Below are 22,277 nucleotides of genomic sequence, written 5' to 3' on the forward strand. Positions count from 1 at the left end.
TCCGGCGCTTCCGCCTTCGAGGTCCATTCGAACCTAGGATTCGGCTGTGGACTTCTGGCAGCAGTTCTGGGCGACAATGTGGGGCGCGCTCGCGGGTGCGATCGTGGCCGGCGGGGTGACCGTGTTCGTCGCGTGGAGGAGCTGGGCGGTCTCGAGAGACTCCCAGTACCGGGACCGCTTCGATGATGCGTTGAGTGGCCTATTCAGTCACATCCGAGACCTTGTAGATAAGAGCTTTCGCGACTCGACTGACGTGATCCGAGTTAATTGGCCGCCGAAAGCTAGGGGGCTGCTAGTCGAGGTCGATCGTGTGCACATGCTCGCGCGGGGCCAAGACGCCCACATGATGGTTTTCGTTGGCAAGGTCGTGTACCGGCTGCCGAGACGTTCACACACTTGGATCGTTGCTAATCTTCCGGACCTGGTCGCATCCCTCCGAATGTGGCGAACCGGTGAAGTCGGCTTTGCAGAGACGATGCGCGCAGTCGAGAGCTTGGACGGATAGCCCTTCGCTCGATGCCGAGCAACCCGACCCTTCACTGCTTGCCCCCCCCCCCCCCCCAAATGGCACCTACCAGAACACCCGCTGCCTGAGGCAGGATACGGTGCCAGTGTGGATCGTGCTTGGAGGTGTCGTGGGAAAGGGACAACCCGGGGGCGCTAAACGCGAGGCTTTGAAGCGCCAACGCCAACGGGAGGCGCGCGCCGTCAGTTTGCTTTCGGAAGAGTCTTCCGATGAACTCTTTGCCCGGCTCCGAAGCGGAGCGGCGAACGTCGCGGGGGTGACCTATCAGATCAACCTTGCGACCCTGCTCCTCGGTTCCGGGAGGCTGTCGGACTCTCCACTTCCTCGGGTGTCCGCTGTCCGTCCTGAGGGTTTTGAGGACATTGATTGCCGCCTTCAGGACGGCAGCTGGCTTCTTGTCCAGAGTAAGCAGCGGAGCGCGCGGACCATGAGTCGCGCGGAGACTGCGTCTGTAATCGCGCATGCCGCTCAAGTCGAGGCGGCTCGCGACTACGACGGAAGCGTCGCCGGGTACGCCATCGTCAGCAATGCAGGCTTCGCCGCGGGCGCTACAGGATGGGGTTCAACAATCCCCCAAGGCGACGCTGAGCTTACGCGAGCGGTGCGAGACCAGCTATCAGCCAGTCGTCGCGACCCGGACACAGCGGAACGCCTAATTGGCCGAACCCACCTTGTCGTTGTTGAGGACCCACTTGTGGTCGAAGTCGAGTCGCTACTCGCAAGGGCCTACTCGATTCCTCCCGCGGTTGCCGTTATTGCGCGATCGCACCTTGCTGCAGATCTTGCTTTGGTATCGTCAGCGCAGCGTGGCCGCGACGTCGCGACTGCCCATCTTCGAACCCTCGCTGACGTGGACTCGATGATCTCCCGGTTGCGCGAGACTGTCGACCAACAGAACTTCGAGGCCGCGCTTCGGGAAGGTGTATGCGAGTTTGCCGACTTCTCACGCATAGAAACCGAAAGCGAGGAGCAGTTCTTCTCCGGCGTAAGGGTCGTCCCCAGCCACGTCGGGGCAGACCTCGACGTGGTCCGCGTCCCTGAGTGCGAGTCAATTCTGTCTTCACTCGAGTCGAGCCGTCAGGTCCTAATCGTCGGCGCGAGTGGCACAGGGAAATCAGGCCTGCTTTGGCGATCCGCGTCGCTGCTTCAGGACGGCCCAATGCTCATACGTGTGCTTCGGGTCTCGAGCGATTCAGACGTGCAAAGCCTGATCCGACTTGTGCGGATGCTTTCTCCGACGCCTGAACGCAGAGTAGTTGTTTGCATCGACGATCTAGGGCGCGCGGCAACCGAGCGTTGGCCAGAGGCTCGAGACCGGCTGCTCGAATTCTCAGGGGTTTCGATCCTGGCGGCATGTCGGCAAGAAGACCTTCTTCCGTCGATTGCTGAGGGTGCACACCTGGTGGACTCGCGGCTTGCGCGAGAGTCGGCTGCGCGAATATACGCTCGTCTCCGTGCCGCTGGGTTCGAACTTGCTACCGAACCCGAAGAGGCAATCCACCGCGCAGATGGACTTCTCATGGAGTTCGTGGCGATCGCCACGACAGGACGTCGGCTGCGCGAAGTGTTGCGCACTCAGCTGCAGGGACTCGATGACACTGACCATGCTGATTCAAGAGAACTCTTGGCAGTAATCACCGCCTTGCACACTCTCGGTCGATCCGTGCCCGCAGACGAATTGCCACGTTTAGTTGGGGAGTCTCCTGCGATCGTCGCGCGTCGTTTGTCACGACTGCGAGATGAGCATCTGATCGTCTCCGACGACGGCACCTCGTGGCGCGCCCTTCATGACCTGCGCGCGGAGGTGCTGCTGGATTTGCTCCACGAGGTCCCCCCGCCCACACTGGCCACAACATACGCACGGAGCATCGCCGCTGCTCCGGCGGAGGTGAGGCCAATGCTGTACCGGCGCGCTGCAACCCGCGTTCTGCGTGCGGCTAGGCTCGAAACCGTGTCGTCGGTTGCGGATCGACTCACTTCGGCCCGCCGCGTTATAGACCCGCTCGTGAAGTCAATTGCTGATCGCGTAAACGACCTCGCAAACGCGCCGGGCCCGACCTCGGCTAGGGAAATTGCAGCGCTTGTCGATGCTGCCGAGCGGCTAGACGTTTCGGCTTATGTGGCTGCGACCCTCGGATACGTCAAGCAAATCACGCCGCCGACGATTGATGTGTCTTCCTATTACCTCTTGGCCTATACCTCCAGGTTCAGCGACATCTTTACCGGCAATGATCTGTTCCGGCAGATTGCGTCCGCCGGCGCACGCCTTCCCGAGTGGGATTCTTCAGCCCGCCAAACGGTAGTCTCGAAGATTTCGGACGACGTGATTCTGCAGACACTCATGGAGGCCCCACTCGATGTTGCTGTGCGGTTCTCTGAACGGCTTGAGGGATATCGGACGCTGCCGCTAGCCGCTGCTGCCGCTGTATTTGCGAAACACTCGGCTCGAGTGGCAGACCCACTTCGTGTTGATGTAGTGGATGTATTCGCTCAGTTGATCGCCACGTTGGCCGTGGTTGCCGAACTTGAAGGGCCCAGAGTCGAGCAAGCATTTGGCCCACCTCGCCAGCGGGCAAGATGGGCCGTTGAGGCTGACGATTCCGGTTTTGCTGTGGATGTGGTCCTCTCGGATCGAAGAGAACTGCCCTCGTCGTCGAGCAACCTTGCGCGGGCCTCGACCTACACTTCGGACACATTCTGCGAGGTGTCCGCTAGGGCAGTGGCCCGATTTGGCACCGTGGATGTTCAGCGCGGATATCAGCCTCAAGCAGGTCAAGATCCGACCTCGCTCAATTCACAGGCAGTGTTTCTCGCGCAAAGACTGTTTGATGCGTGCCCAGAAGCTGACGTCGTTTCGGTTGAAGTCGTCGTGCCAGCCCGAGGCGCGTCTGCGCCAATCGACGGGAAGAAGCGAATGCGGGTCGGCGCTCTCCCAAGACGCATCGCGACGGAACGCTCCATCGCTTTGCAGATCGCAGTGACAGAGCTTCTGAGTACTGAACGATGGACCGATCGTTGCCGTAGACAAGCAGACGCGAGTGCCCAGCTTTTGGAACTCTTGATGGCGCTCCCTGCTCGTCTTTCCGAGCGAGACAGTTCGCGTGGGCGTCGAGAGTGGATCGAGAAGGTCGTCTCTGTTGCCGCGCTGGTTGCCCAACTTCCGGGACCGCCGCTCGATCCCCAACTCATTGGGCGACTTAGTGCCGAGCTACCGTTTGCCGCCGACTTCGATCTGCGGCTTCGCGAAACGACTCGTGATCCCTCCAAGGCCGCTCTCGACCTGATCGCCCAGAGCCTCCTGCAGGTTAGTCAGGGACTGAACGATGCCGCCAACCTCGGGGGCGCGGGCCTGCGCCTCGCCGGAGCCCCTCAGGCGCTGGCGGGGGCGCGGGCTGAGGATACCCTTCCGGAATACGCAGGGGTTGGACCGCTGCTTCCGAACGAACTCGGCAGTCTCGCCTCGATGGCTGCCCGTATTTTGGTTGCGCGTGGGCAGGGAGCGCTGTCGCCCGGGGACATTCGCGGGCGATCCTTGGAGGACACTAGCGCTCTGACGCTAACGAGTGCAGTCAGCGCTGCGGACGGATCCCTTGCGGCCGTTGAACAGCGGCTAACAGAGTCAGGTGTAGAGGTGTTCGCGAGTTCTGTGCAGGAAATCCTGAATCCGACCGATCCGCTGCTTCCACTCGAGCTAATCATCGCAGTCGACGCCTCTGCATGGGCAGCAACTGAGGAGTCCCTTCGGTCGTGGGGACCGTCGGCACGCGAGGAAGCATGCTTCCAGACCCGCACGCGGTTCGTCGCAATGCACCTCGGCCGACTTGTCCAAGTCGGCGCAGTTCTCGATGATGCCGAAGGTCCGCTGCGAGACATCGACCCCACTGACTACCCCGACATCGCGCGGCGCTTAGGAGCCCTACTGGCCCCGTCCGTGTTCCAGGAGCGAGCAGACAACTTAATCGGCTCGCTTATCTCTGCCTCGTCGGCGAACGGGTGGAGTCGTCGCCGTCCTGATGGATGGCGCGGTGTCCAATCCACCGCCCGGATTCCATCCGCCGAAAGCATTGACGATGATCCCCAAGCTTGGGCCGACGCGATCGTTATCTACAGGGAGCTCGAAAGTCTCGTGGCCAGCGAAGGGGATGATGGCGGCACGTTCGCGGAGGTGCTCGCCGGCGTAGACCTTTCTATCGCCGACACGTTCGCGTCTCCGATCGTTCAGGCCGTAGGACACCTGCGCGCTCTCGCGATTGAAGCAGATCTTCATTCGCTCTCAGCTGACGACGCCTCCTGAAGTCGGTTCCCATCGAAGCGTCAATCGAAGCACTCACTGGAGGCGGTGGGACCCGCCCAACGATTCACTTCGCACCGGGCGTCGACGGTAAGCGGACGTGGCGAGGCACATTCGACCGGCGTCACGTTGGCGCAACTCGCCATCTGAGTCCGACGAGACCTTGGTTGCTGCCGGGTGAGGGGAGAACGCTACCGGAACGCGCTACTGGTAGCTCCGATTGTTGCCGAGTCGCGTATTCGAGGTTCTCGACTCTGAATGATTAGTCAGCGCCTGCTGTATAGTTCAGTAGATGCTGACTATTGCTTCACGCCTCGACGTCATGAACCGGCTCGGCCGGGCGATGGCGGACCCGACGCGTTCCCGGATCCTGATGACTCTGCTCGGCGGCCCAAGCTACCCGGCCGTGCTCTCGCGTGAGCTGGAGCTGACCCGCTCGAACGTCTCCAACCACCTCACCTGTCTGCGTGACTGCGGGATTGTGGTTGCCGAGCCCGAGGGGCGGCAGACGCGCTACGAGATTGCCGACCCGCATCTCGCGGCGGCGCTGGCCGCGCTTTTAGATGTCACGCTCGCGGTGGACGAGAACGCGCCGTGTGTAGATGCGTCGTGCACTGTGCCGGGCTGCTGCGGAATCGGGGCGGGCGCATGAGCGATGTGACGAAGTCCCAGGTGGAGGGCGTCGAGCGCGACGATGACGATGATGACCACGACGGTCCTTGGTGGACCGATCGCGGGATCATGGTCCCGGTGCTCTCCGGCGTCGCGTTCCTGACCGGTCTGATCCTGGAGTGGTCCGGGATGGAGATCCCGGCGCTGGTGGCGTTCTGGATCGGCCTGCTGCTGGGTGCGTCGACCTTCACCCCGGGCGCGATCCGGAAGTTGTTCAAGGGCAAGCTGAGCATCAGCCTGCTGATGACGATCAGCGCGGTCGGCGCGGTCATCCTCGGGTATGTCGAGGAGGCCGCCGCGCTGGCGTTCCTGTACTCGATCGCCGAGGCGCTGGAGGACAAGGCGATGGACCGCGCCCGCGGCGGGCTGCGGGCGCTGCTCAAGCTCGTCCCCGAGACCGCGACCGTCCGCCGCGACGGCGTCTCGGTCGAGGTTGCCGCGAAGGACCTCCAAGCAGGGCAGCTGATGCTGGTGCGGCCGGGCGAGCGGATCGCAACCGACGGCGTCGTCCGCACGGGACGTTCCAGCCTGGACACGTCCGCGATCACCGGGGAGTCCATCCCGGTCGAGGTCGAGCCCGGAGACACAGTGTCGGCCGGTGCGATCAACACCGCCGGGGCGTTGGAGGTCGAGACGACCGCGGCGGGCACCGACAACTCGCTGACCACGATCGTGGAGCTCGTGGAGCAGGCGCAGGCGGAGAAGGGCGACCGGGCGCGTCTCGCGGACCGGATCGCGCGCCCTCTCGTCCCGGGTGTGCTCATCCTCGCTGCCCTCGTCGCGATCATCGGGTCGCTGCTCGGCGACCCGGAGCTGTGGATCACCCGCGCCCTCGTCGTGTTAGTTGCGGCGTCTCCATGTGCGCTGGCGATCTCGGTGCCGCTGACGGTGGTGGCCGCGATCGGGTCGGCGAGCAAGTTCGGCGTGATCATCAAGTCCGGTGCCGCGTTCGAGCGTTTCGGCGTGATCCGTCACGTCGCCGTCGACAAGACCGGCACCCTCACCCGCAACGAGCCCGCCGTCACCGCCGTGCTCACCGCCGACGGCATCACAGAGGAGGAGGCGCTGGCTTGGGCTGCCGCGCTGGAGCAGCACAGCACCCACCCCCTCGCCGCCGCGATCACGGCCGCCGCACCGGGAGCCGCCGCGGCCGAGGGTGTGACCGAGCAGGCCGGGCACGGCATCGAAGGCACGCTCGGCGGTGCGCGGATCACGGTCGGCAGCCCGCGCTGGCTCGACGCCGGGACGCTCGGAGACCGGGTCGCAGGGCTGGAGGAGCAGGGCATGACGGTCGTGATCGTGCACCGCGACGGTCTGTCCGTGGCTGCGATCGGCGTCCGCGACGAGCTGCGCTCTGAAGTTCCGGAAGTGGTCCGCACCCTCGCTGCCCAGGGCGTCGGTGTCACGATGCTCACCGGCGACAACGCCCGTACCGCCCGCGCGCTGGCCGCGCAGGCCGGGATCGAGGACGTGCGCGCCGAGCTGCGCCCCGAGGACAAGGCCGCCGCGATCGGCGAGCTCGGCACGCACGGGCCAGTCGCGATGATCGGCGACGGCATCAACGACGCGCCGGCCCTCGCGGCGGCGGACATCGGGATCGCGATGGGCGCGACCGGGTCGGATGCCGCGATCGAGTCCGCCGACGTCGCCTTCACCGGGCACGACCTGCGCCTACTGCCGCGCGCGTTCGACCACGCCCGCCGAGGACGGCACATCATCAACCAGAACATCCTCCTGTCGCTGCTGATCATTACTGCCTTGCTCCCGCTGGCCCTGTTCGGCGTCCTCGGTCTCGCGGCCGTGGTGCTGGTGCACGAGATCGCCGAGGTCGTCGTGATCCTCAACGGCCTGCGCGCCGCCCGGACGCGGAAGGTCAGCGCGTGACCGCGCAGGATGTCGTTGTTGTCGAGAAGACGAGTGAGTCGTCCAGGGGCAGCGGGCGGGCGCTCGGTGTCACCCTCGCCGTCGCGGTGCTCGCTCTGGTGATCGACCAGGGCTCCAAGGCCCTCGCGGTGGCGCAGCTGACGCAGGGTGAGCGGATCCCGCTTCTCGGTGATCTGTTCGGCCTGTCGCTGGTCTACAACCCCGGAGCCGCGTTCTCGCTCGGCTCCGGGGCCACCTGGATCATCACCCTCATCGGCGTGCTCGCGTCCGCCGCGGTGGTCGCCTTCGCCGTGCGGCTGCACGGCGCACGGTGGGGTCTTGCGTTGGGACTGATCCTGGGAGGCGCGGTCGGCAACCTCGTCGACCGGCTCGTGAACCCGCCCTCGTTCGCGCGCGGGCACGTCACCGACTTCCTCGCCTACGGCGACCTGTTCGTCGGAAACGTCGCCGACGTCTTCGTCGTGGTCGGTGTCGGCCTGGTGTGCCTGAACCTCCTGCTACCGATCGCGCGCGAGACGCTCAACGGCTGAGGACGTCAAGGAGGTCGTGGGCCAGGCCACCCACTCACTTCAGCCGGGCACTGCGCGGACCTTCGGGTAGTCCGACCAATCGCCGCTGGCGAGGCGCGACCACGCGGCCGCGGATGCTGGTGTGATACCGAGCAAGTCGGAGACGATCCGGGGGTGCATCTGACGGGTGAGCTCGATCAGGGCCGTGGTCCGGGCGCTCCCGGAGCGGAGTCCCTCCGCACGGAGACGGCGGCTGATTGGCCCCGGGGTCAAGTGCAGCCCCGGGTTTCTGCCAGGGAAGAGCCACCCCTCGGGATGGCGCATCGATGCGTCGACGAGGTCGACGATCGCGTTCCCGAGGGCCTCGGGGAGTTCGATCGGCTCGGTTCCGACGGTGAGTTTCACCGGGCGGGAGGTCGCGTCGACCTGATCGCGGGTGAGGGTGACGATGCGGGTGAGCTGGATACCGTAGAGGAGCACGAGCAGGCCCGCGGTGCGGGTCCTCGAGTCCATGTCCGCGTCGGTGAGGAATCGGCGGGCCATCTGCCACCGATGGTCGGACTCGTAGTGCCGGCCCTCGAGGCGACTCATGCGGAACTCGACGCGGAGGGTGCTCAGCCGGTGCCGTCGCAGCCAACGAGTGAATGGAGCCAGCGCGTCGCGCTGGCTCGGCGAGTCGGTGAGAAGCGCGTCGAGGCGGCGTTGCGGGAAAGTGGCGATCGTCTCGTGCTGCGATCGGATCTCGTGAAGGAGCGCGGCGCAGTGCTTGAGTGCTGCTCGTTGCCGCTGGAAGCCGACGGCGGGGCTCGATGGGCTGCGGGACACCGCCCGGAACGCACGGGTCGAACGGAGCAGCTCCCAGGTGCAGTACCGGCGCAGGATCAGCCGGTCCTCGGCATGCTCGACGTTGGCCAGCCATTCCTCGAGCCAGTGGTCGAAGCGCGCGGCCTCGACGTCGAGCTCCGGCAGAACGCCAGAGCGGACCAACAGTGAGAGGAGGAACGCCGCGGACTGCCCCGACCTGGCTCTGATGATGATTGCGTCGGCGGCAAGGGGCAGGGTCCCGTCTGCGAGCTCGCTGAGCACGGCTGCGCACTTGCTCTTGTGCAACCACCGCTCGAGCGAGATCGCTTTGCCATGGTGCGTGATCAGGTAGTCCGCGAGAGGTTGTAGTTCCGCACGGATCACTCCAGTGTCGTCGGCGAGGAGCCGGCGGATTGCGATGGGCCGGCGGCACTCGACGCACAGGCGGTGCTTGCGGACCTCCTCGATCGAACCGCAACCAGGACACGCCATCGTGACCGGGGTGCCCGCGCAATCGGCGCACACCTTCTGGTCGTTCATGAACCCGGTGAGGAACACCTTGCGCCCGCACTCCGGACAGGGCTGCGGAGTGCGCATCGCGTAGTAGCAGCGGGCGCAGACGCGTCGCCCGTCGAGGTGGGACGCGACTCTGCCGGGCTCCCCGCAGACCCCGCAGGTCTTGATCGGCGCGGTGTAACAGGCCAGGCAGACGAGCTCGGGGCGACGGACGACGATGGTCGCGTGCTGACCACACCGCGAGCAGTGGCCGAACGAGCGGGGGTCGGCGCGCCAGCATTCGCGGCAGTACCGCTTTCCGCTGATGGTGCGCTGCACTGGCCTCTCCCGCCCGCATGTCGCGCACGCGACGGATCTGGCATTCCTCTCGCACCGGGAGCAGCGACGTCCGCCGCTCGGCGTCTTGTGCGGCATGCGGACAGCGCGCCCGCATGTCTCGCACGTCGGCAGGACGACCCGGCTCGCCCCTTCCGCGATGAGCGCGTGCGCGAGGTCCTGGACCGTCACCGGCACGTTCTGGTGACGGCCTTCGAGGACTCCAGGCTGCTTGAGGAGGGCAAGCTCAAGAAGGCGTTGCGTGAGCGGTACCGGAGCGACTGTGCTCACGATCTCGGCGAGGCGTTCCGCCGGGATCTCGAGCGCGCCCCACTGGATGAGCATCACGACTTCCGCGACCCTCGGCTCCTGCGGCAGCTTGGCCACGACGGGCCTAATTCGTGCGTGGACGGCGGATCGTCGCGCGAACGGGGCGGAGATCACCGATTGACCCGCGCGTCGCCTCCTCGCCCACAGCCACCGGGGCCGCGGCCTCGCGGCGGGTGATCGTCACGAGATCGTCGAGAGAGCACCCCAGTGCGTCACAGAGCGCGGCGAGGACGTCAAGACGCACCCGCTGCGGCGGCTGCGTCACCAGCCGATACACCTGCTCCCGGGAGAGGTCGATGCCGCGCTCCTCGAGCAGCGGCTTCAGCTTGGAGGTCTGGAAGATCCCGCGCGACGCCATCACGCTGCGCAGGTTCCAGCCAGTCTCGAGTTCAACGGTCATCCCGCTTCTCCTTCGATGAGGGACTTCAGCGCCTCCGCGAGCACCCGGTTCTTGTAGTCCGAGCTGACAGAGGCATAGATCGAGGTCGTCGACGCGTGCATGTGCCCGACCTGCTCCTGGACGAAGCGCTCGGCGTAGCCGAACTCCAGCAAGTGCGTGACGTAGGAATGTCGGAGGCTGTGCAGCGTCAGATCCTTCGACAGGCCGGCCTCGTCACGCAGCTCCGCGAACCTTCGGTCGAGGTAGCCGGCGGACAGGCGCGTGCGGCGCTCGGTCACCCAGAGCGCGTCGAGGTCGTCGCCGGGAGCGAATCGCTCCCGAGCCTGCTCGAGCCATTGCTGCATGCCCGGCACCCACCAGTCGAACTCCGGCACCAGCAGCACTGTACGACGACGAGGCGCACCGCCTCCCGCGGCCTTCGCCCACCGCACGTGGATCGCGCCGTAGCGCCGCCACTGACGCATCTCGGCGTTGTGGTGCAGGTCGACGGTGTCGAGCATCACCGCCTCGGTGCGGTGCAGCCCGAACGCGTAGACCGTCTTCAGCAGCTGCGCGTCCCGCAACGCCCCGAGCGCGCCCTTCCGCCCGGAGTTCACAAGCAGCTCGACACGGGCGTCGGCGGTGTCAAACAGGCGCTCCACCTCGTCGTAGGTGAACGGGCGGCGCTTCCCGTCGCCCTCGAACTCGAACCGGTGCGCAACCGTGTTCCACGGCAAGCACACCTGCGACGGGATCTCGCTGAACTCCCGTTCGCAGATCTCCATCCAGTCGTACAACGGGTTCGTCAGGTAGTCGCAGAACCCGCGGATGGCTCCATGATGGTGGCGCAGCGTCGACAGGGTCAGCGTGCGATCGGTGGCTTCCCTCGTGAAATCGTCGACGTCCGCGACCGTCCACTTCCACGGCGGCTTGTCCACGAAATCCCGGAACCGGAGCACCGTCGCCGTGCGGTTCTGAATCGTCTGCTCACGGAGCCCGCGTGAGAGCTGCTGATTCCGCCAGCCGTCCATCATCGCGTCGAAGACCTGCTGCTCCGGGTTCAGTCAATATGGAATGTCCGATGACACCTGGACCCGCGCGACGAAGGAATTGGAGGCATTGGGGCTTCTGACGATATCGATCGAGTCCTGGGGCGACGACGAGCGGATGCGGCGGGTCCGGCGGAGGTATCTACTTACCGATCTCTCTAGCATTCCAGGGCCAAGCTGATGCAACGCGGCGAAGCCCCATGGGGCACGCGAAGGTGGGGTGGCCAAAGGACCACCCCACCTACTGTTTCGGACTAGACAACGGCCGGCGCTCGCCCGGCTGACGCGACGGTGGCGACTGGCCCGGTCACGTATGTGTCCGGGCCTTCAGCTTTTGGGGCGCGGCGGGTGACTTCCGCGGTGGTGTAGCGGAGGGAGGGGCCGACGCTGTCGGCGACGACTTCGGTGGCGGCTCGGGGTTCGCCGGTGGCTTGGTCGGTCCAGTGGCGGAACTCGAGGTTGCCGTTGACGATGACGGTGTCGCCTTTGGCGAGGCTGGCGCGGACGTTCTCGGCGGTGCGGCCGAAGACGGTGGTGCGGTGGTACTGGGTGTCTCCGTCGACCCACTTGCCGTCTTCGAGCTTGCGGTCGGTGACGGCGACGGTGAACTTGGCGAACTTCGTGCCGTTCTGGGACTCGCCGTAGTCGGGGTCGGCGACGAGGTTGCCTTCGATGCTGATCGGGACTCGTGTGCTCATCTTTCTTCCTTTCCATTTGGCGGCCATCTGTTGGGTCGCTTTCACTTAGAACTTCCGGGTCGGGCTCGGAAGATGCGCGCAGAGGGCGCGCAATCAGCGGCGTTCGGCTTGCGGATTGGCGTGGCTCTGGCGAATCCAATCGGCCCACTCCGTGGGGATTGTGTCGTCGCCGGTTTGTAGGAGTTCGGTGTGGCCGTTATGGCATTCGCCGTTGTACCAAGTCGCCAGTCGGGGCAGCGCGACGGCGAGGCGTTCGTGCCAGCCGATGGGTCCGTAGCCGGCGTCGAGGCTGTCGTAGGAGACCAGCCAGGCGGTGTGCAGGGCGGAGAGTTCCTCGACGAGCGCGCCGTGCTTGAACCAGCAGGGCGGGATCTTCCTCGGAGCGATGTTGTAGCGATGGGTGAACCAGACCACCCAGCTCCGCAGGTCGGTCCAGACCTGCGGGGCGTCCTCGTCCTCCAGGGTGCGCCAGTTGATGACGCGGATGCCGAGCATCCCCGGAGTCTGCCGGGGCGCTTGGTCTTCCCAGCCTGCGGCGAGGGAGGCGACGAGGTCGTCGAGGGGGATGTCGTCGGTCACTGCTGCTCCAGTGAGGCTTCGATGTAGTGGGCGATCTTCGCCCGTAGCCGGGCGATGGCTTGGAGTGAGGCGCTCCGGCGGGAGACGAACCCGGAGAACACGCGGTCGCGGTCGATGAGCTGGTGAACGTATTCGTGGCAGCGCGGATGCAGGGCCGTCAAGTCCTCGTGCTGCTCGTGGGCGGTCCAGCCGTGCGGGGTTTGAGTGACGCCGCGGTAGTCGAGGTGGTGCAGCTCGAGGCTGCGGGCACTGCCAACGCCGAGGCAGAGGGCGCAGCGGATGGTGCCGTTGCGGGACCCTTCCTCGAGGAACCATCGGTCGCGGCGGGCGAACCAGGCTCCCGAGTGCAGGTAGTTGGTGCGGTAGGTGTTGTCCCGGGCGGGACGGCGACGGTTGGACATCAGTTTCCCTCCCCCGCTGATCCTCGGCGATCGAGCGCGGCTTGATACTGTTCGGCGAAAACGACCTGCTGGTCGAGCTCGGTGAGCTTCTTGCCCGCGCTGACCTGTCGGGCGTCATCGCGATCTGTCCACCCCCGTAGGTCGAGCAGGATCCCGCGCCGGTTTCGGTAGGCGAGCAGCCCGACCGTTTCGGGCATCCGGCGAATCTCGTCGAGCGTCATGACCGGCACCTTCTCGTTCTGCACATTCGTGGACGATCCGTTGTCGTTGTACGAATGGCCGGTGTTCCGGATCCGACGGTTCCCGAGAAGCGATTCGATGTCCCGCAGGTGGTCGACATCGGACGCACCACCGAGCAGGAGCTTGGCCGTCGCGGCGGACCAGATCGTGTCAGCCTCGGATCGCGACCAGGCCGTCTCGGCCTGGGACAGAGCTTGGAGGACGACGATGGTGGAGATGCCGATGCCGCCGCCGTCGGCCATGATCCGCGGCAGTGCGGGCCAGGAGAACATGTTCGCGATCTCGTCGAGGATCAGCGCCAGCGGCAGGTCGAGCCGGGAGCCCACTGAGGCGAGTGCCTTGCGGCGCGCGGTCTCCACGATGTCATCGAGGACCGCTCCGAGGAATCCGCCGACCGACCCGGCTCCTGCTCCGGTGCCGACGAGATAGAGGCTGTTGGAGCCGACGAGGAAGGCGTCGAGGTCGAACTGCTCTCCTGGCCCGGGTGTCATCGCCTTCCGGATTGCGGGGATTGATAGTGGGCGGAGTGCGCCGAAGACTCCGAACCAGGAGTTGGCCAGCAGCTTTTCGTCGCCATTGATGATCGCGTCTAGGTCCTCTGACCAGCCCGGCGTCCCCTGGTTGGCGAGCACACCAACGGCCTCGAGGGCGAGGCGTGGGTTGGAGCCCCAGCGGGCGAGGGCGTCGGTGCCCCGCCCGGAGACGGCGGCCGCGTGCAGCAGTCGCGAGAGGACGGAGGAGGACACCTGCGCCCATTCCTGGTTCGTCTTGGATGCGCCGAGCGCGGTGCCGGCGATAATCGCTTGCCCACGCTGATCCGCGATCAGGGGATCCTCGCAGCCAGCCACTGGGGAGATCCGCAGCGCGGACCGAATACCGGTGAGTTCCTGCGGGTCGAACACCGTGACGTCGCCTACCCGAGCGCGCTCGCGCATCGTTGCCGAGAGGTTGTCGTTGCGGGTGGACGTGGTGATCAAAGGCCCGTCCCAGTCGAGGATGGCGTTGATGATGAACCGGTAGCCCTTCCCGGACCGGGGCGCGCCCTCAACCACGATCGAGTCCTCGATCGACACGTAGACGTCCTGCCCGTGGGCCCGCCCGACCTTCCAGCCCGCGGCCGACGGCGCGGGGTTGGCCACCGACGGCCGAAGGGTCTTGGCGCGGTGAAGAGCGGTGCGTGCGGAGGTGTGCTTGCGGACTTCGCCGGGCTTGGCGAGCCCGTCGCGGCCTCGGAGGTCGTTGATGAAGTGCCGGTCCGACTGCCGGTAGCGAAGCCACCAGACCACCCCAACGGCGATCGCGGTCAGAAGGAAGAAGACGGCCAGCAGAGCGAGGACCCGGATGAGGGTGACAGGCACCACGCACCCCGGCACCAAGCCGAAGCCGGAAACGTCTCCGCCGATGGCCAGTTGCAGACCGGCGAAGACGGTGCCTGGCTGGCCACCTGCGCCGCATGTTGCGGTGATGGTCGCGCTGGCGATTCCGGTGGTGAGGGCGCCGGCAATGACGATGGCGAAGAGGCTGTAGAGGGCGAGCTGCGTCCAGGAAGCGCCGTGGGTCCTCATGCTCGTTCACCACCCATCGCGTCGGTGCGGAAGATGCCGAGTTCGTAGTCGGTGCAGATATTGCGGACCTTCGCGACCCGGTCCTGGCCAATCTGCCAGAGCCCCTCCCCTTTATGGAGCTTGCGGACCAGGTCGGCCTGAGTGTCGTTCCAGCCCAGGATCTCCCGCGACCTCGCGATCTCCCCCGAGTGCTGCGCGTACGAGATCCGGGTCTCACAATCCGCGAGGAGCCCGAGCGCCCGTGAGTGGAGTGCGCTGTTGCGGTCACCGAGCGCGTCCAGGTCTGCGACGCGGTGGAGCAGATACCAGTTGGAGGTGCCGAGGTGTCGCGCGATCTTCTCGTCCTCGACCCGGTCGGCGAGGCCGTCTCCGCCGGAGACATCGTTCAGCAGCTCAACGGCGGCCTCCTCGTGGATGATGACCCGCGCCTGCCTATTCGCGCCGAGGGAAGAACGGCGGATCCAGTTCGCGGTCGCCAGCCGCGCTAGGGCCTGCGCTTCCGGCGATGCCCCTTTCAGCGCGGAGGTGTCGACGACCATCATCGGGGCGTCGGCGTCGAACCGGACGGTGGAGGGTCCGTCGAAGAACCCGGTGAGATCGCCGGAGACCATTCGCCGCAACGAGTGCGCCAACCGGTGGCCGGCCTCGACGACCTCGAGCGGCTGGCTCTGCTCGGGGTCGACGAGACGGTCGTAAACGTGGGTGATGGTGACGGTGGAGTTCCCGCGGAGGGCGTCGAGGGCGACGTCGAGGGCGGTGTGCTCGACCGGTTCCAGGTTCCCTCCTTCGCGGAGCCGGCGGATGATCGTCTTCACTGTCGCGCGACGGTACTGGAGCACGTTCAGGTTCCAGTCCTCGTCCGAGAACGAGGGATCCCGTGCGCCTTCGTCGAGGAGATTGATCCGGGCAGCCTTGCCCGGGCCGACGCTGATCGACTTCCCGCCGACGTACGCAGCGACGCGCAACCACTCCCCGTTCGGGTCGTGCGGGACGGCGATCTTGCGCCCCAGCCTGGCAAGTCTTGAGGACCAGGACTTGGCGAGCATCGACTTGCCTGTCCCCTTCACCCCGAGGATCGCGACCGAGTGGGAGCGGACGGCTTCGGCCGAGTAGGCGTCCCAGGGGTCGAAGCAGAACGGCGCCCGGGAGAGGAGATTTTCCCCGATGTACGCGCCGGTGAGGATGTCCCCGGTCTCGGCCAAGAACGGGTATGCACCACCCAGCACTTTTGAGGAGCAGCGGTGTGCGGGTGGGGTGGCGCGTAGTGGGCCGCGCAGGTTGTGCGGCTGTTTCCACCCCCACGCCGGCATCTTCGACGCCGGGAGTTCCGCGGACTGCAGCTTCCAGGTGGAGTTCTTGTCGGGGGAAGCGGACTGGCGGTGGCGGCCGTTGGCGCCAGGCTTCTCATTGGCCGGGATGCGACCGATGACAGCTGACTGCTTCATGTCATTCTCCTTCCAGTGGGACCGGGAGCGCCGCGGTGACGAACCCGGCGGCCTGCTGTCCCGACATCGAAGCCAGCACGAGCCGTGCCGGGTGTGACGCTTGCTCGATGTCGGTTCGAGCCTTGGCGAGGGCGTCCCTGGACTCGGCGGAGATCGTCACGAACCCGCGGTACTGGACATCGCCGTATCCATCGACAAGGTCGTGCTCCCGAACGGCGAGGTCTTCCTCCTCGCGGAGGTGCGTGAGCGGGATCCGAGAGGACAGTTTCATCCGGATGGTCGCTGCGGTTTCCATGTCGGACTGGGCGCGGTTCAGCTGGGCCAGCGCCTTGTGCGTTGCCACCGGGCGCACCTGCAACGTGATCACCCTGGTCGCGTCGCCTGCGTACAGAAGCGGTTCGAGGAAGCCGGTACGGACGTCGGTGCGCGGCCACTCGGCGACCCAAAAGGTCTGGTGCCAGGATTCGTCCACGCGCATCGCATCCCAGCCCTCGTCGATCCCCATCACCGGTGACGGCGCAGATACGATCCCGGAGTCCTGCTCACGCCGGGTCGCGGCGGCCACGGGGTCGGCCGACAGCGCGTTCAGCTCGTCAAGCTCGTCGGAGGTAAGCCATCCCGCTGGGGTGAGCCGGGCGTGCTCCATCGACGTCTCGATGCCTGCGACCCGCTCCTTCAGCACGGCGGCAAGGCCGGTGAGTCCTTTCCCCGCGTCACGGATAGCACCGTTGAGCGCTGCAGTGTCGAAGGTGAGGGTTATGTAGTTCGTGAACCCCATCGACCGCTTGGACGCCGCCTGCGTCAGCGCCCAATACTGCTCCCGGAGCTCGGCGGTGACCTGCGGGTCGTGCTCGTTCTCGCGCACGACCAAGTAGTCGCGCAGCTCGTTCGAGGAGGCCCTGTCGACGCGGATCCGGATCGTGGTCTCACGGACACCGGGCAAGTTCTCTAGCGAGCTGAGCCATTCCACGAACCCGTCGTACGCGGCCTCCTGGGTGCCCTTGTCGCGCAGCGCCCAGGCTTTCGATCCGACCTTGACGGTGACGGAGGCGAGTCGTCCGCGGGCGTTGTAGATGAAGCCGCCGGCACCGGGGATCTGGATGATCTGCGCGTCCCCGAGCGCGCCGGGGAGGAGGAACTTGGAGGTCACGACCGGGGTGACCGCGGCGACCTGCGCGTGCCCGACGTCGAGGGAGGCGACGCTCACCCGGAGCCAGACATCTCGGCGGAAGATCGTCTGTCCAGTCAGACTGCGACGCACGTAACGCGTAGCTTGGGCGACGATCACGATGACCGGTTCGCGCCGGTAGGTGGCGAGGGCGAAGAACACCACGACGGCGACGATCGGGATCATCACCCAGATCGCGTTGATGTCGATGAGGAGGGTGGAGAATAGGACCGCGACGGCGACGCCGATTACGACCAGTTGCAGGAACGTCAGGCCGAGGAAGATCCCTCGGCGTTCTCGGGCGGCGAAGCGGACCCGGGGTGCGCCTTCCTCGGTGATGATCTGGTCGGCGGTGAGGGTGGTCATGAGTTATCTCCCAACCTTGACGACTCGTGCCGCGGTGCGGACGGGTGCGGCGGCGGTGCTCGCCCGGGAGAACTGATCGCGGACGGAGAACCGGTGGTGGAGCGCGGTGCCGACTTCAGCACCGGCGAACGAGACGAGCTTGGTCGCCCAGAGCGGGCTGAACGAGGCGGCGATCACCGCGCCGGCGGCGACGAGGATGACGCCGATACTGAGGCTGGCTTTGGTCAGCTCGACCGCTAGGAGGACGACGCCGGCGGCGAGGGGCTTGGCGATAAGCAACCCGACGGAGAGGTTCAGCCAGCGTTGCGCCCAGGCGGTTAGCTTGGGCTGGCCGATCATCATCAGCCCGACCGGGGCCATCGCGGCCAGCGCCAGGAGTCCGAACTCGCGGATCGACATGGCGATGAACAGGAACAGCGAGGCGATCATCATCAGGCCGACGATGAGCAACGCCATCACGTATTCGCCAACCGAACCTGGACCCTGTGCCCCTTGGATGGCCATGCCCCAGATGACGCCGTCCTGGGAGAACTGCATGGTCTTCATCACGGCGCCGTGGATCTGTTTCGGGGCGTCGAAGAGGCCGACGACCCGGAGCAGGCTTTGGCTCAGGTCGCCGCCTTGGACGGCGGTGGTGAGAGCGTGGGTGATGTCGTCGGTGATGCCGGAGGCCTTCTGCATCCCCCACACGCAGATGGCACTGAAGGGGATGGCGAGGGCGGCGCCGACGGCGGTGCGGCCGATGCGTGACCAGTCCTGCAGGATCATCGCGATGCCGATCTGGACCAGCGCGACGATCAGGATGACGGGGGCGGTGACGGCGATCCAGAACAGGAATTGCGAGTGGGCGATGTTCCAGCTGGCCTGGTCGATGTTCGTGTTGAAGGAGCCGGCGATCATCGTGGCGATGAAGTCGCCGAGGTTCTTGATGGTGGACCCCATGAACTGGGCGACGGTTTGGGATGCCTGGCAGCCGAAGTCGGCGACGAAGCAGCCGTAGTTCGGGGCGAACGGATCCGGTGGTGCGGAAGCGAGAGTGGCGATCATGATGGTCACGCCACGTGGAGCGACTGGCCCCAGTTGATGAGTCCGGCGATGCTGCCGGCGACTGCGACCCCGGCGAGGCAGCTGAGCACGCCGATGATCCCAGCCTTCTGCACACGGCCGTTGCTGGAGACGTGGCCGACGACGATAAACCCGGCGGCGATCAGGCCGCCGATCACGCCGAGGATGAGCACGATGGCGAACACGACGTTCGCGATCGTCTGCAAGGCCCCGACGCCGGGCCCGGAGAAGTCCGGGCTGGGGTTCGGCACCGCCGCCACGGTGATGATGCGTGCGTGGACGGTGACGAGGGCTTCGTTGAGGGTGTTCATGATTCTTGGTTCCTTTCCGTGGGATCGGTCGACGGTTCGGGTTCTTGTGCTTCGCGCATGCGCCGTGCGGCGAGGTAGCCGGAGGCGGCGATGCCGAGCAGAGCGATACAGATCAGAGTCAGCAGGCCGAGGAGGTTGATCAGCAGGTCCATGACGGTCACTCCCCGCTCGCGGAGGCTGCGCCGGTCGCGGAGGCCGGAAGGGGGACGGTGAGGATGTTCGCCTTGCCCTCTGACGGGATGTTCACGGTGAGTTCGAGTTGGTCGACTCCGGCGGGGACGTAGTAGGCGGCGGCGAACGATCGGCTCTTCTCGTTCGGGACCGTCCAAGTCGTCTGTCCGTGGAATAGCCCGTTGGGCAGCCAGGGCAGGCCAGCGGCTTTGGCGGCGGCGGGTCCGTCTGCGGTGTCGAGGACGGCCGGTTCGGGTCGGCCGTCGAACTGTGTGCCCTTAAGGGTGGTGCCGGTGACGTCCTGGAAGTCCTGGTTGCCCTGGGAGGGGATCCACTTGCCGGTCATAGTGACCTTCAGCAACAGCACTCGGGTTCCGACCGGGAAGAGCTCGGAAGGCGAGTCCGGGAGCGTGCACCGGCAGCCGTGCTTGGCCTTGAAGGTGGTGCCGGGGTAGACGTCGACCCAGACGCTGCTGACGATGCCTGATGCCGCCGGCATCGCATCCTGTGCGGACGTCGACGTCGGGGTCGGTTTGGCCGGCGCGACTGTGGTGAACGACGGGTTCCGTGTTGGCGTCGTACCGACGCAGCCTGCGAAGGCCAGGCATGGAAGGAGGGCAACGAGTGCGATCAGCTTCTTGTTCATCTCAGTTCACCTCGGTTTCGTATGCGTCCTTCACTTAGAACTTCCGGTACGGAGCGATTTGTGGCGCGCATTTGGGAGACTCGTTTGGTCAGGGCACTTGGATGTGCTGGTGGTTGCAGGTATCGGGAAAGTCGCTGGTGAAGTTCGTAAGCACACCGAGCGTCATGTGCGCGCGGGACCGGCAGTCGCTTTGACCGACCGATGACCCATGCGGCGCGTACGGGTCCAGGGCGTGGATCAGCTGGACGGAAAGCGGGTCGGCGCCGGTTAGGGATTGGCGGTTGATCGCGTAGAAGTCGACGGCCTTGCCTTTCCAGTGCGCGGACGCTGTTCCCGCTCCTGGGGTTGTGCCTGTGCAGCGCCGGTTGAGGTCGCTGACCCCGACCTGCTGGAAGGCCTGGACAGCTACGACGATCAGCTGGAGGACGTGCGCGTCGATCGTGCAATCCGGCGTCGCGGTACCGTCAGCCATGTTGAAGATCTGCTGCTGGTAGCGGGGTTCGAGGAAATTCAGCTTCTTCGCCTGAATCGCACCAACCAGGACTGCGGCGGCCGCGCGGGCGTCTGCTGGCACCTGACATGCTCCGGCGCTCGCTCCCGTCAGGGCGGCGAGGACCTGCTCGGCGGCCGTCCAGAAGGGGGCGTAGTGGTTCGGGTCGGCGTTGATCTGGACCGTGTGCGCGACCAGGGTCGGCGCGAGGGTCTGCCAATCCGGGACGTGCAGCATTCGCGTGTAAAAGGCGGCGGCTGCGGTCGCCGGGTTCATCCGCTCCGCAGGGGTGCCGTAGCCGGCGCCCTGCTGGAAGACACCGATCGTGGTGTTGTCCACTGCGTCGCCATGGTCCAGGTTGCGCAGGCCGGACTCCCCGATCGCGACCATCAGCGCGAGTGTCTGCCCGTGCTGGGGCACGCTCATCTGCTGGCCGACGGTGATGATCGTCGCGGCGATTCTCAACTGATCAGGCCCGTAGCCGTCCACGTTCTGGCCTGCCTCGACCGACGGGACGGATCCGCCGCACACTCCCCCGCCGCCACCGAACCCGTTCGCCCCCATCGCGAGCACTAGCGACACCGGCACGGCGACGAGAGCGACAGGGACGACCAGCACGATGACGGCCGCGACGATCAGCAGGTTCCGAGTCGTTTTCGGATGCGTCACGGCATGAGCTGCCGCCGCGCCCGCACTGATCATGCCGCCACCTCCAACTCGAGGACGTCCCGGGCGATCATCAGCAATCGCTTGGCGGTCGCGATCCGGGCTCGCGCCGAGCCGGGATGGATGTGGAGGGTGGCGGCGATGGTGTCTGCGTCGTCGCCGATCATCTCGGCGACTTCCCGGAAACCGCCGGTCTCGGGCACGCACGACACGATCACGGACCCGGTCATCGGCAGTCCCGCGTCCGCGGCCGCGAGCGCGGCGAGCACGGTTCGGGCGGTCTGGCACACCCGCTCGCGGATCGTGCGGACACTGCGCTTGGACAGCTGGCGGGCTTCTGCCACCCGCTCGGCGTCGCCGTCGGCCAGGCTCAGGTCGCTCATCACGTGCCAGTCGGATGGGCCGACGTAGTCGGCGACCAACACCATCCAGCGGTGAGCGTCGAACCGGCGGATCATCGTCTCGAGCGGGTCGATGTCCGAGTCGGACTCGATGTTGACATCGATGGTGATTTCGTCCATCGGGCGATACTTCCGCTCGATCTCCCGCAGCACGACGTGACGGGTGATGCCGAACGCGAAAGCATGCGGAGTCCCCAGCTCCGGGTCAAAGGTGGAGCATCGGTGCCAGACCGTTTCGCGGGCCTGCTGTAAGACGGCGTCGACCTCATTCGGCCAGCCGCGCAATTGGAAGCGGACGTACGGCTGCAACGTGTCGACTTCACGGAGCAGCTCGGTGAGAAGAGCATCTGTCCGCGCGCGGACTTTGGTTCCTCCAGCCACGAGATCACAACCTTCCTTGCATGGAAGTGGCTACTGCGAAGGACCGGGTTCGAGTCGGGGACGGCTCGTCAGAACAGGGCTTTGTCAGCGCGAATTGGCGCGCAGGAGCCCCGCCTTGGATTAGGAAGGTTGGATGTTCCGAGCTGCGCCGGGGATATGAGCTTCGGGGCGGCGCTCCCGGATTCGATGGTGGAGTGGCGACTTCGACTCTGAAGTTCGGGAGTCTCAGCCACGATGCGTCTCCGCCGCCCTGACTCGCTTAACGAGGCCAGCGTCACGGTGAAGAGGGTAAGAATCGACCGCTCCATTTGGTGCCGCACGTTACCCCCGAACAGGGGTGGCGGGTCGGCGGCTCGCCGGGGTGAACCAGCTGTTCTACTGACAGCCTTCGCAGTGCAGATCATCCATC

Annotated in this window: 20 protein-coding genes; 5 read left to right on the plus strand and 15 right to left on the minus strand. The window is 66.0% G+C overall.

Annotated features, from left to right (window positions below):
• Window positions 1-46: 46 nt before the first annotated feature.
• The 5 genes from FHX33_RS09965 (at window position 47) to lspA (ending at window position 7,903) form a co-directional block, all read left to right on the plus strand.
• Window positions 47-505, plus strand: a complete 459-nt coding sequence (locus FHX33_RS09965) for a hypothetical protein (protein ID WP_039921959.1) — start codon at window positions 47-49, stop codon at window positions 503-505.
• 871 nt (window positions 506-1,376) lie between these two features.
• Window positions 1,377-4,820, plus strand: a complete 3,444-nt coding sequence (locus tag FHX33_RS09970; RefSeq protein ID WP_155828967.1) for a hypothetical protein — start codon at window positions 1,377-1,379, stop codon at window positions 4,818-4,820.
• Between the two features lie 289 nt (window positions 4,821-5,109).
• Entirely contained in the window at window positions 5,110-5,469 is a 360-nt protein-coding gene (cmtR, locus tag FHX33_RS09975) for a Cd(II)/Pb(II)-sensing metalloregulatory transcriptional regulator CmtR (RefSeq protein WP_021758374.1), read from the plus strand.
• Window positions 5,466-7,373, plus strand: a complete 1,908-nt coding sequence (locus FHX33_RS09980; RefSeq protein WP_021758373.1) for a heavy metal translocating P-type ATPase — start codon at window positions 5,466-5,468, stop codon at window positions 7,371-7,373. Before cmtR ends, FHX33_RS09980 begins: the two co-directional genes overlap by 4 nt.
• Entirely contained in the window at window positions 7,370-7,903 is a 534-nt protein-coding gene (gene lspA, locus FHX33_RS09985; RefSeq protein ID WP_021758372.1) for a signal peptidase II, read from the plus strand. The genes FHX33_RS09980 and lspA overlap by 4 nt, the downstream gene beginning before the upstream one ends.
• Before the next feature lie 39 nt (window positions 7,904-7,942).
• Here the strand turns inward: lspA and FHX33_RS09990 are convergent, their stop codons facing one another.
• The 15 genes from FHX33_RS09990 to FHX33_RS10060 form a co-directional block, all read right to left on the minus strand.
• The gene (locus FHX33_RS09990) at window positions 7,943-9,904 is read right to left on the minus strand and encodes a hypothetical protein (protein ID WP_021758371.1); all 1,962 of its coding nucleotides are present in this window, start codon (window positions 9,902-9,904) and stop codon (window positions 7,943-7,945) included.
• Window positions 9,905-9,911: 7 nt separating this feature from the next.
• On the minus strand, window positions 9,912-10,247 hold the full coding sequence (locus tag FHX33_RS09995) for a helix-turn-helix domain-containing protein (protein ID WP_021758370.1): 336 nt from the start codon (window positions 10,245-10,247) through the stop codon (window positions 9,912-9,914).
• The gene (locus tag FHX33_RS10000) at window positions 10,244-11,257 is read right to left on the minus strand and encodes a tyrosine-type recombinase/integrase (RefSeq protein ID WP_276325270.1); all 1,014 of its coding nucleotides are present in this window, start codon (window positions 11,255-11,257) and stop codon (window positions 10,244-10,246) included. Before FHX33_RS10000 ends, FHX33_RS09995 begins: the two co-directional genes overlap by 4 nt.
• A gap of 272 nt (window positions 11,258-11,529) precedes the next feature.
• Window positions 11,530-11,973 carry a single-stranded DNA-binding protein gene (locus FHX33_RS10005; protein WP_021758367.1) on the minus strand — a complete coding sequence of 148 codons (444 nt, stop codon included), beginning with the start codon at window positions 11,971-11,973 and terminating at the stop codon, window positions 11,530-11,532.
• Window positions 11,974-12,066: 93 nt separating this feature from the next.
• Window positions 12,067-12,552 carry a hypothetical protein gene (locus FHX33_RS10010; protein WP_179603910.1) on the minus strand — a complete coding sequence of 162 codons (486 nt, stop codon included), beginning with the start codon at window positions 12,550-12,552 and terminating at the stop codon, window positions 12,067-12,069.
• Window positions 12,549-12,953 carry a hypothetical protein gene (locus FHX33_RS10015; RefSeq protein ID WP_179603911.1) on the minus strand — a complete coding sequence of 135 codons (405 nt, stop codon included), beginning with the start codon at window positions 12,951-12,953 and terminating at the stop codon, window positions 12,549-12,551. Before FHX33_RS10015 ends, FHX33_RS10010 begins: the two co-directional genes overlap by 4 nt.
• Window positions 12,953-14,758 (minus strand): type IV secretory system conjugative DNA transfer family protein, encoded by a 1,806-nt coding sequence (locus FHX33_RS10020; RefSeq protein ID WP_243767934.1) that lies wholly within the window; start codon window positions 14,756-14,758, stop codon window positions 12,953-12,955. Before FHX33_RS10020 ends, FHX33_RS10015 begins: the two co-directional genes overlap by 1 nt.
• Window positions 14,755-16,203 (minus strand): ATP-binding protein, encoded by a 1,449-nt coding sequence (locus tag FHX33_RS10025; protein WP_183428455.1) that lies wholly within the window; start codon window positions 16,201-16,203, stop codon window positions 14,755-14,757. The genes FHX33_RS10020 and FHX33_RS10025 overlap by 4 nt, the downstream gene beginning before the upstream one ends.
• A 1-nt stretch (window position 16,204) precedes the next feature.
• A complete protein-coding gene (locus FHX33_RS10030; RefSeq protein ID WP_183428456.1) occupies window positions 16,205-17,737 on the minus strand; it encodes an SCO6880 family protein in 1,533 nt (510 codons plus the stop codon).
• 3 nt (window positions 17,738-17,740) lie between these two features.
• Window positions 17,741-18,793 (minus strand): hypothetical protein, encoded by a 1,053-nt coding sequence (locus FHX33_RS10035; RefSeq protein WP_221209561.1) that lies wholly within the window; start codon window positions 18,791-18,793, stop codon window positions 17,741-17,743.
• Window positions 18,790-19,113: a hypothetical protein gene (locus FHX33_RS10040; protein ID WP_021763920.1), complete on the minus strand. Its 324-nt coding sequence runs from the start codon at window positions 19,111-19,113 to the stop codon at window positions 18,790-18,792. Before FHX33_RS10040 ends, FHX33_RS10035 begins: the two co-directional genes overlap by 4 nt.
• Entirely contained in the window at window positions 19,110-19,265 is a 156-nt protein-coding gene (locus tag FHX33_RS10045; protein ID WP_021763921.1) for a hypothetical protein, read from the minus strand. Before FHX33_RS10045 ends, FHX33_RS10040 begins: the two co-directional genes overlap by 4 nt.
• A 5-nt stretch (window positions 19,266-19,270) precedes the next feature.
• Complete coding sequence (locus FHX33_RS10050) at window positions 19,271-19,783, minus strand: hypothetical protein (protein ID WP_183428458.1); 513 nt, start codon at window positions 19,781-19,783, stop codon at window positions 19,271-19,273.
• 235 nt (window positions 19,784-20,018) lie between these two features.
• Window positions 20,019-21,122, minus strand: coding sequence for a hypothetical protein (locus tag FHX33_RS10055; RefSeq protein WP_183428459.1), 1,104 nt, complete (start codon window positions 21,120-21,122; stop codon window positions 20,019-20,021).
• Complete coding sequence (locus FHX33_RS10060; protein ID WP_039922428.1) at window positions 21,119-21,868, minus strand: sigma-70 RNA polymerase sigma factor region 4 domain-containing protein; 750 nt, start codon at window positions 21,866-21,868, stop codon at window positions 21,119-21,121. The genes FHX33_RS10055 and FHX33_RS10060 overlap by 4 nt, the downstream gene beginning before the upstream one ends.
• Between the last annotated feature and the right edge of the window lie 409 nt (window positions 21,869-22,277).

The organism is Leifsonia aquatica (genome assembly GCF_014190775.1).
In the GTDB taxonomy this organism is placed as follows: Bacteria; Actinomycetota; Actinomycetes; order Actinomycetales; family Microbacteriaceae; genus Leifsonia; species Leifsonia aquatica.

What these genes read in the sequence shown, in the direction of transcription:
- FHX33_RS09980 (WP_021758373.1), top strand. Translation starts at nt 5,466, where the DNA reads ATGAGCGATGTGACGAAGTCCCAGGTGGAGGGCGTCGAGCGCGACGAT.
- FHX33_RS10020 (WP_243767934.1), bottom strand. Translation starts at nt 14,758, where the DNA reads ATGAGGACCCACGGCGCTTCCTGGACGCAGCTCGCCCTCTACAGCCTC.
- FHX33_RS10040 (WP_021763920.1), bottom strand. Translation starts at nt 19,113, where the DNA reads ATGAACACCCTCAACGAAGCCCTCGTCACCGTCCACGCACGCATCATC.
- FHX33_RS10000 (WP_276325270.1), bottom strand. Translation starts at nt 11,257, where the DNA reads ATGGACGGCTGGCGGAATCAGCAGCTCTCACGCGGGCTCCGTGAGCAG.
- FHX33_RS10030 (WP_183428456.1), bottom strand. Translation starts at nt 17,737, where the DNA reads ATGACCACCCTCACCGCCGACCAGATCATCACCGAGGAAGGCGCACCC.
- FHX33_RS09995 (WP_021758370.1), bottom strand. Translation starts at nt 10,247, where the DNA reads ATGACCGTTGAACTCGAGACTGGCTGGAACCTGCGCAGCGTGATGGCG.
- FHX33_RS10055 (WP_183428459.1), bottom strand. Translation starts at nt 21,122, where the DNA reads ATGATCAGTGCGGGCGCGGCGGCAGCTCATGCCGTGACGCATCCGAAA.
- FHX33_RS10025 (WP_183428455.1), bottom strand. Translation starts at nt 16,203, where the DNA reads ATGAAGCAGTCAGCTGTCATCGGTCGCATCCCGGCCAATGAGAAGCCT.
- cmtR (WP_021758374.1), top strand. Translation starts at nt 5,110, where the DNA reads ATGCTGACTATTGCTTCACGCCTCGACGTCATGAACCGGCTCGGCCGG.
- FHX33_RS10050 (WP_183428458.1), bottom strand. Translation starts at nt 19,783, where the DNA reads ATGCCGGCGGCATCAGGCATCGTCAGCAGCGTCTGGGTCGACGTCTAC.
- FHX33_RS10045 (WP_021763921.1), bottom strand. Translation starts at nt 19,265, where the DNA reads ATGGACCTGCTGATCAACCTCCTCGGCCTGCTGACTCTGATCTGTATC.
- FHX33_RS10015 (WP_179603911.1), bottom strand. Translation starts at nt 12,953, where the DNA reads ATGTCCAACCGTCGCCGTCCCGCCCGGGACAACACCTACCGCACCAAC.
- FHX33_RS10005 (WP_021758367.1), bottom strand. Translation starts at nt 11,973, where the DNA reads ATGAGCACACGAGTCCCGATCAGCATCGAAGGCAACCTCGTCGCCGAC.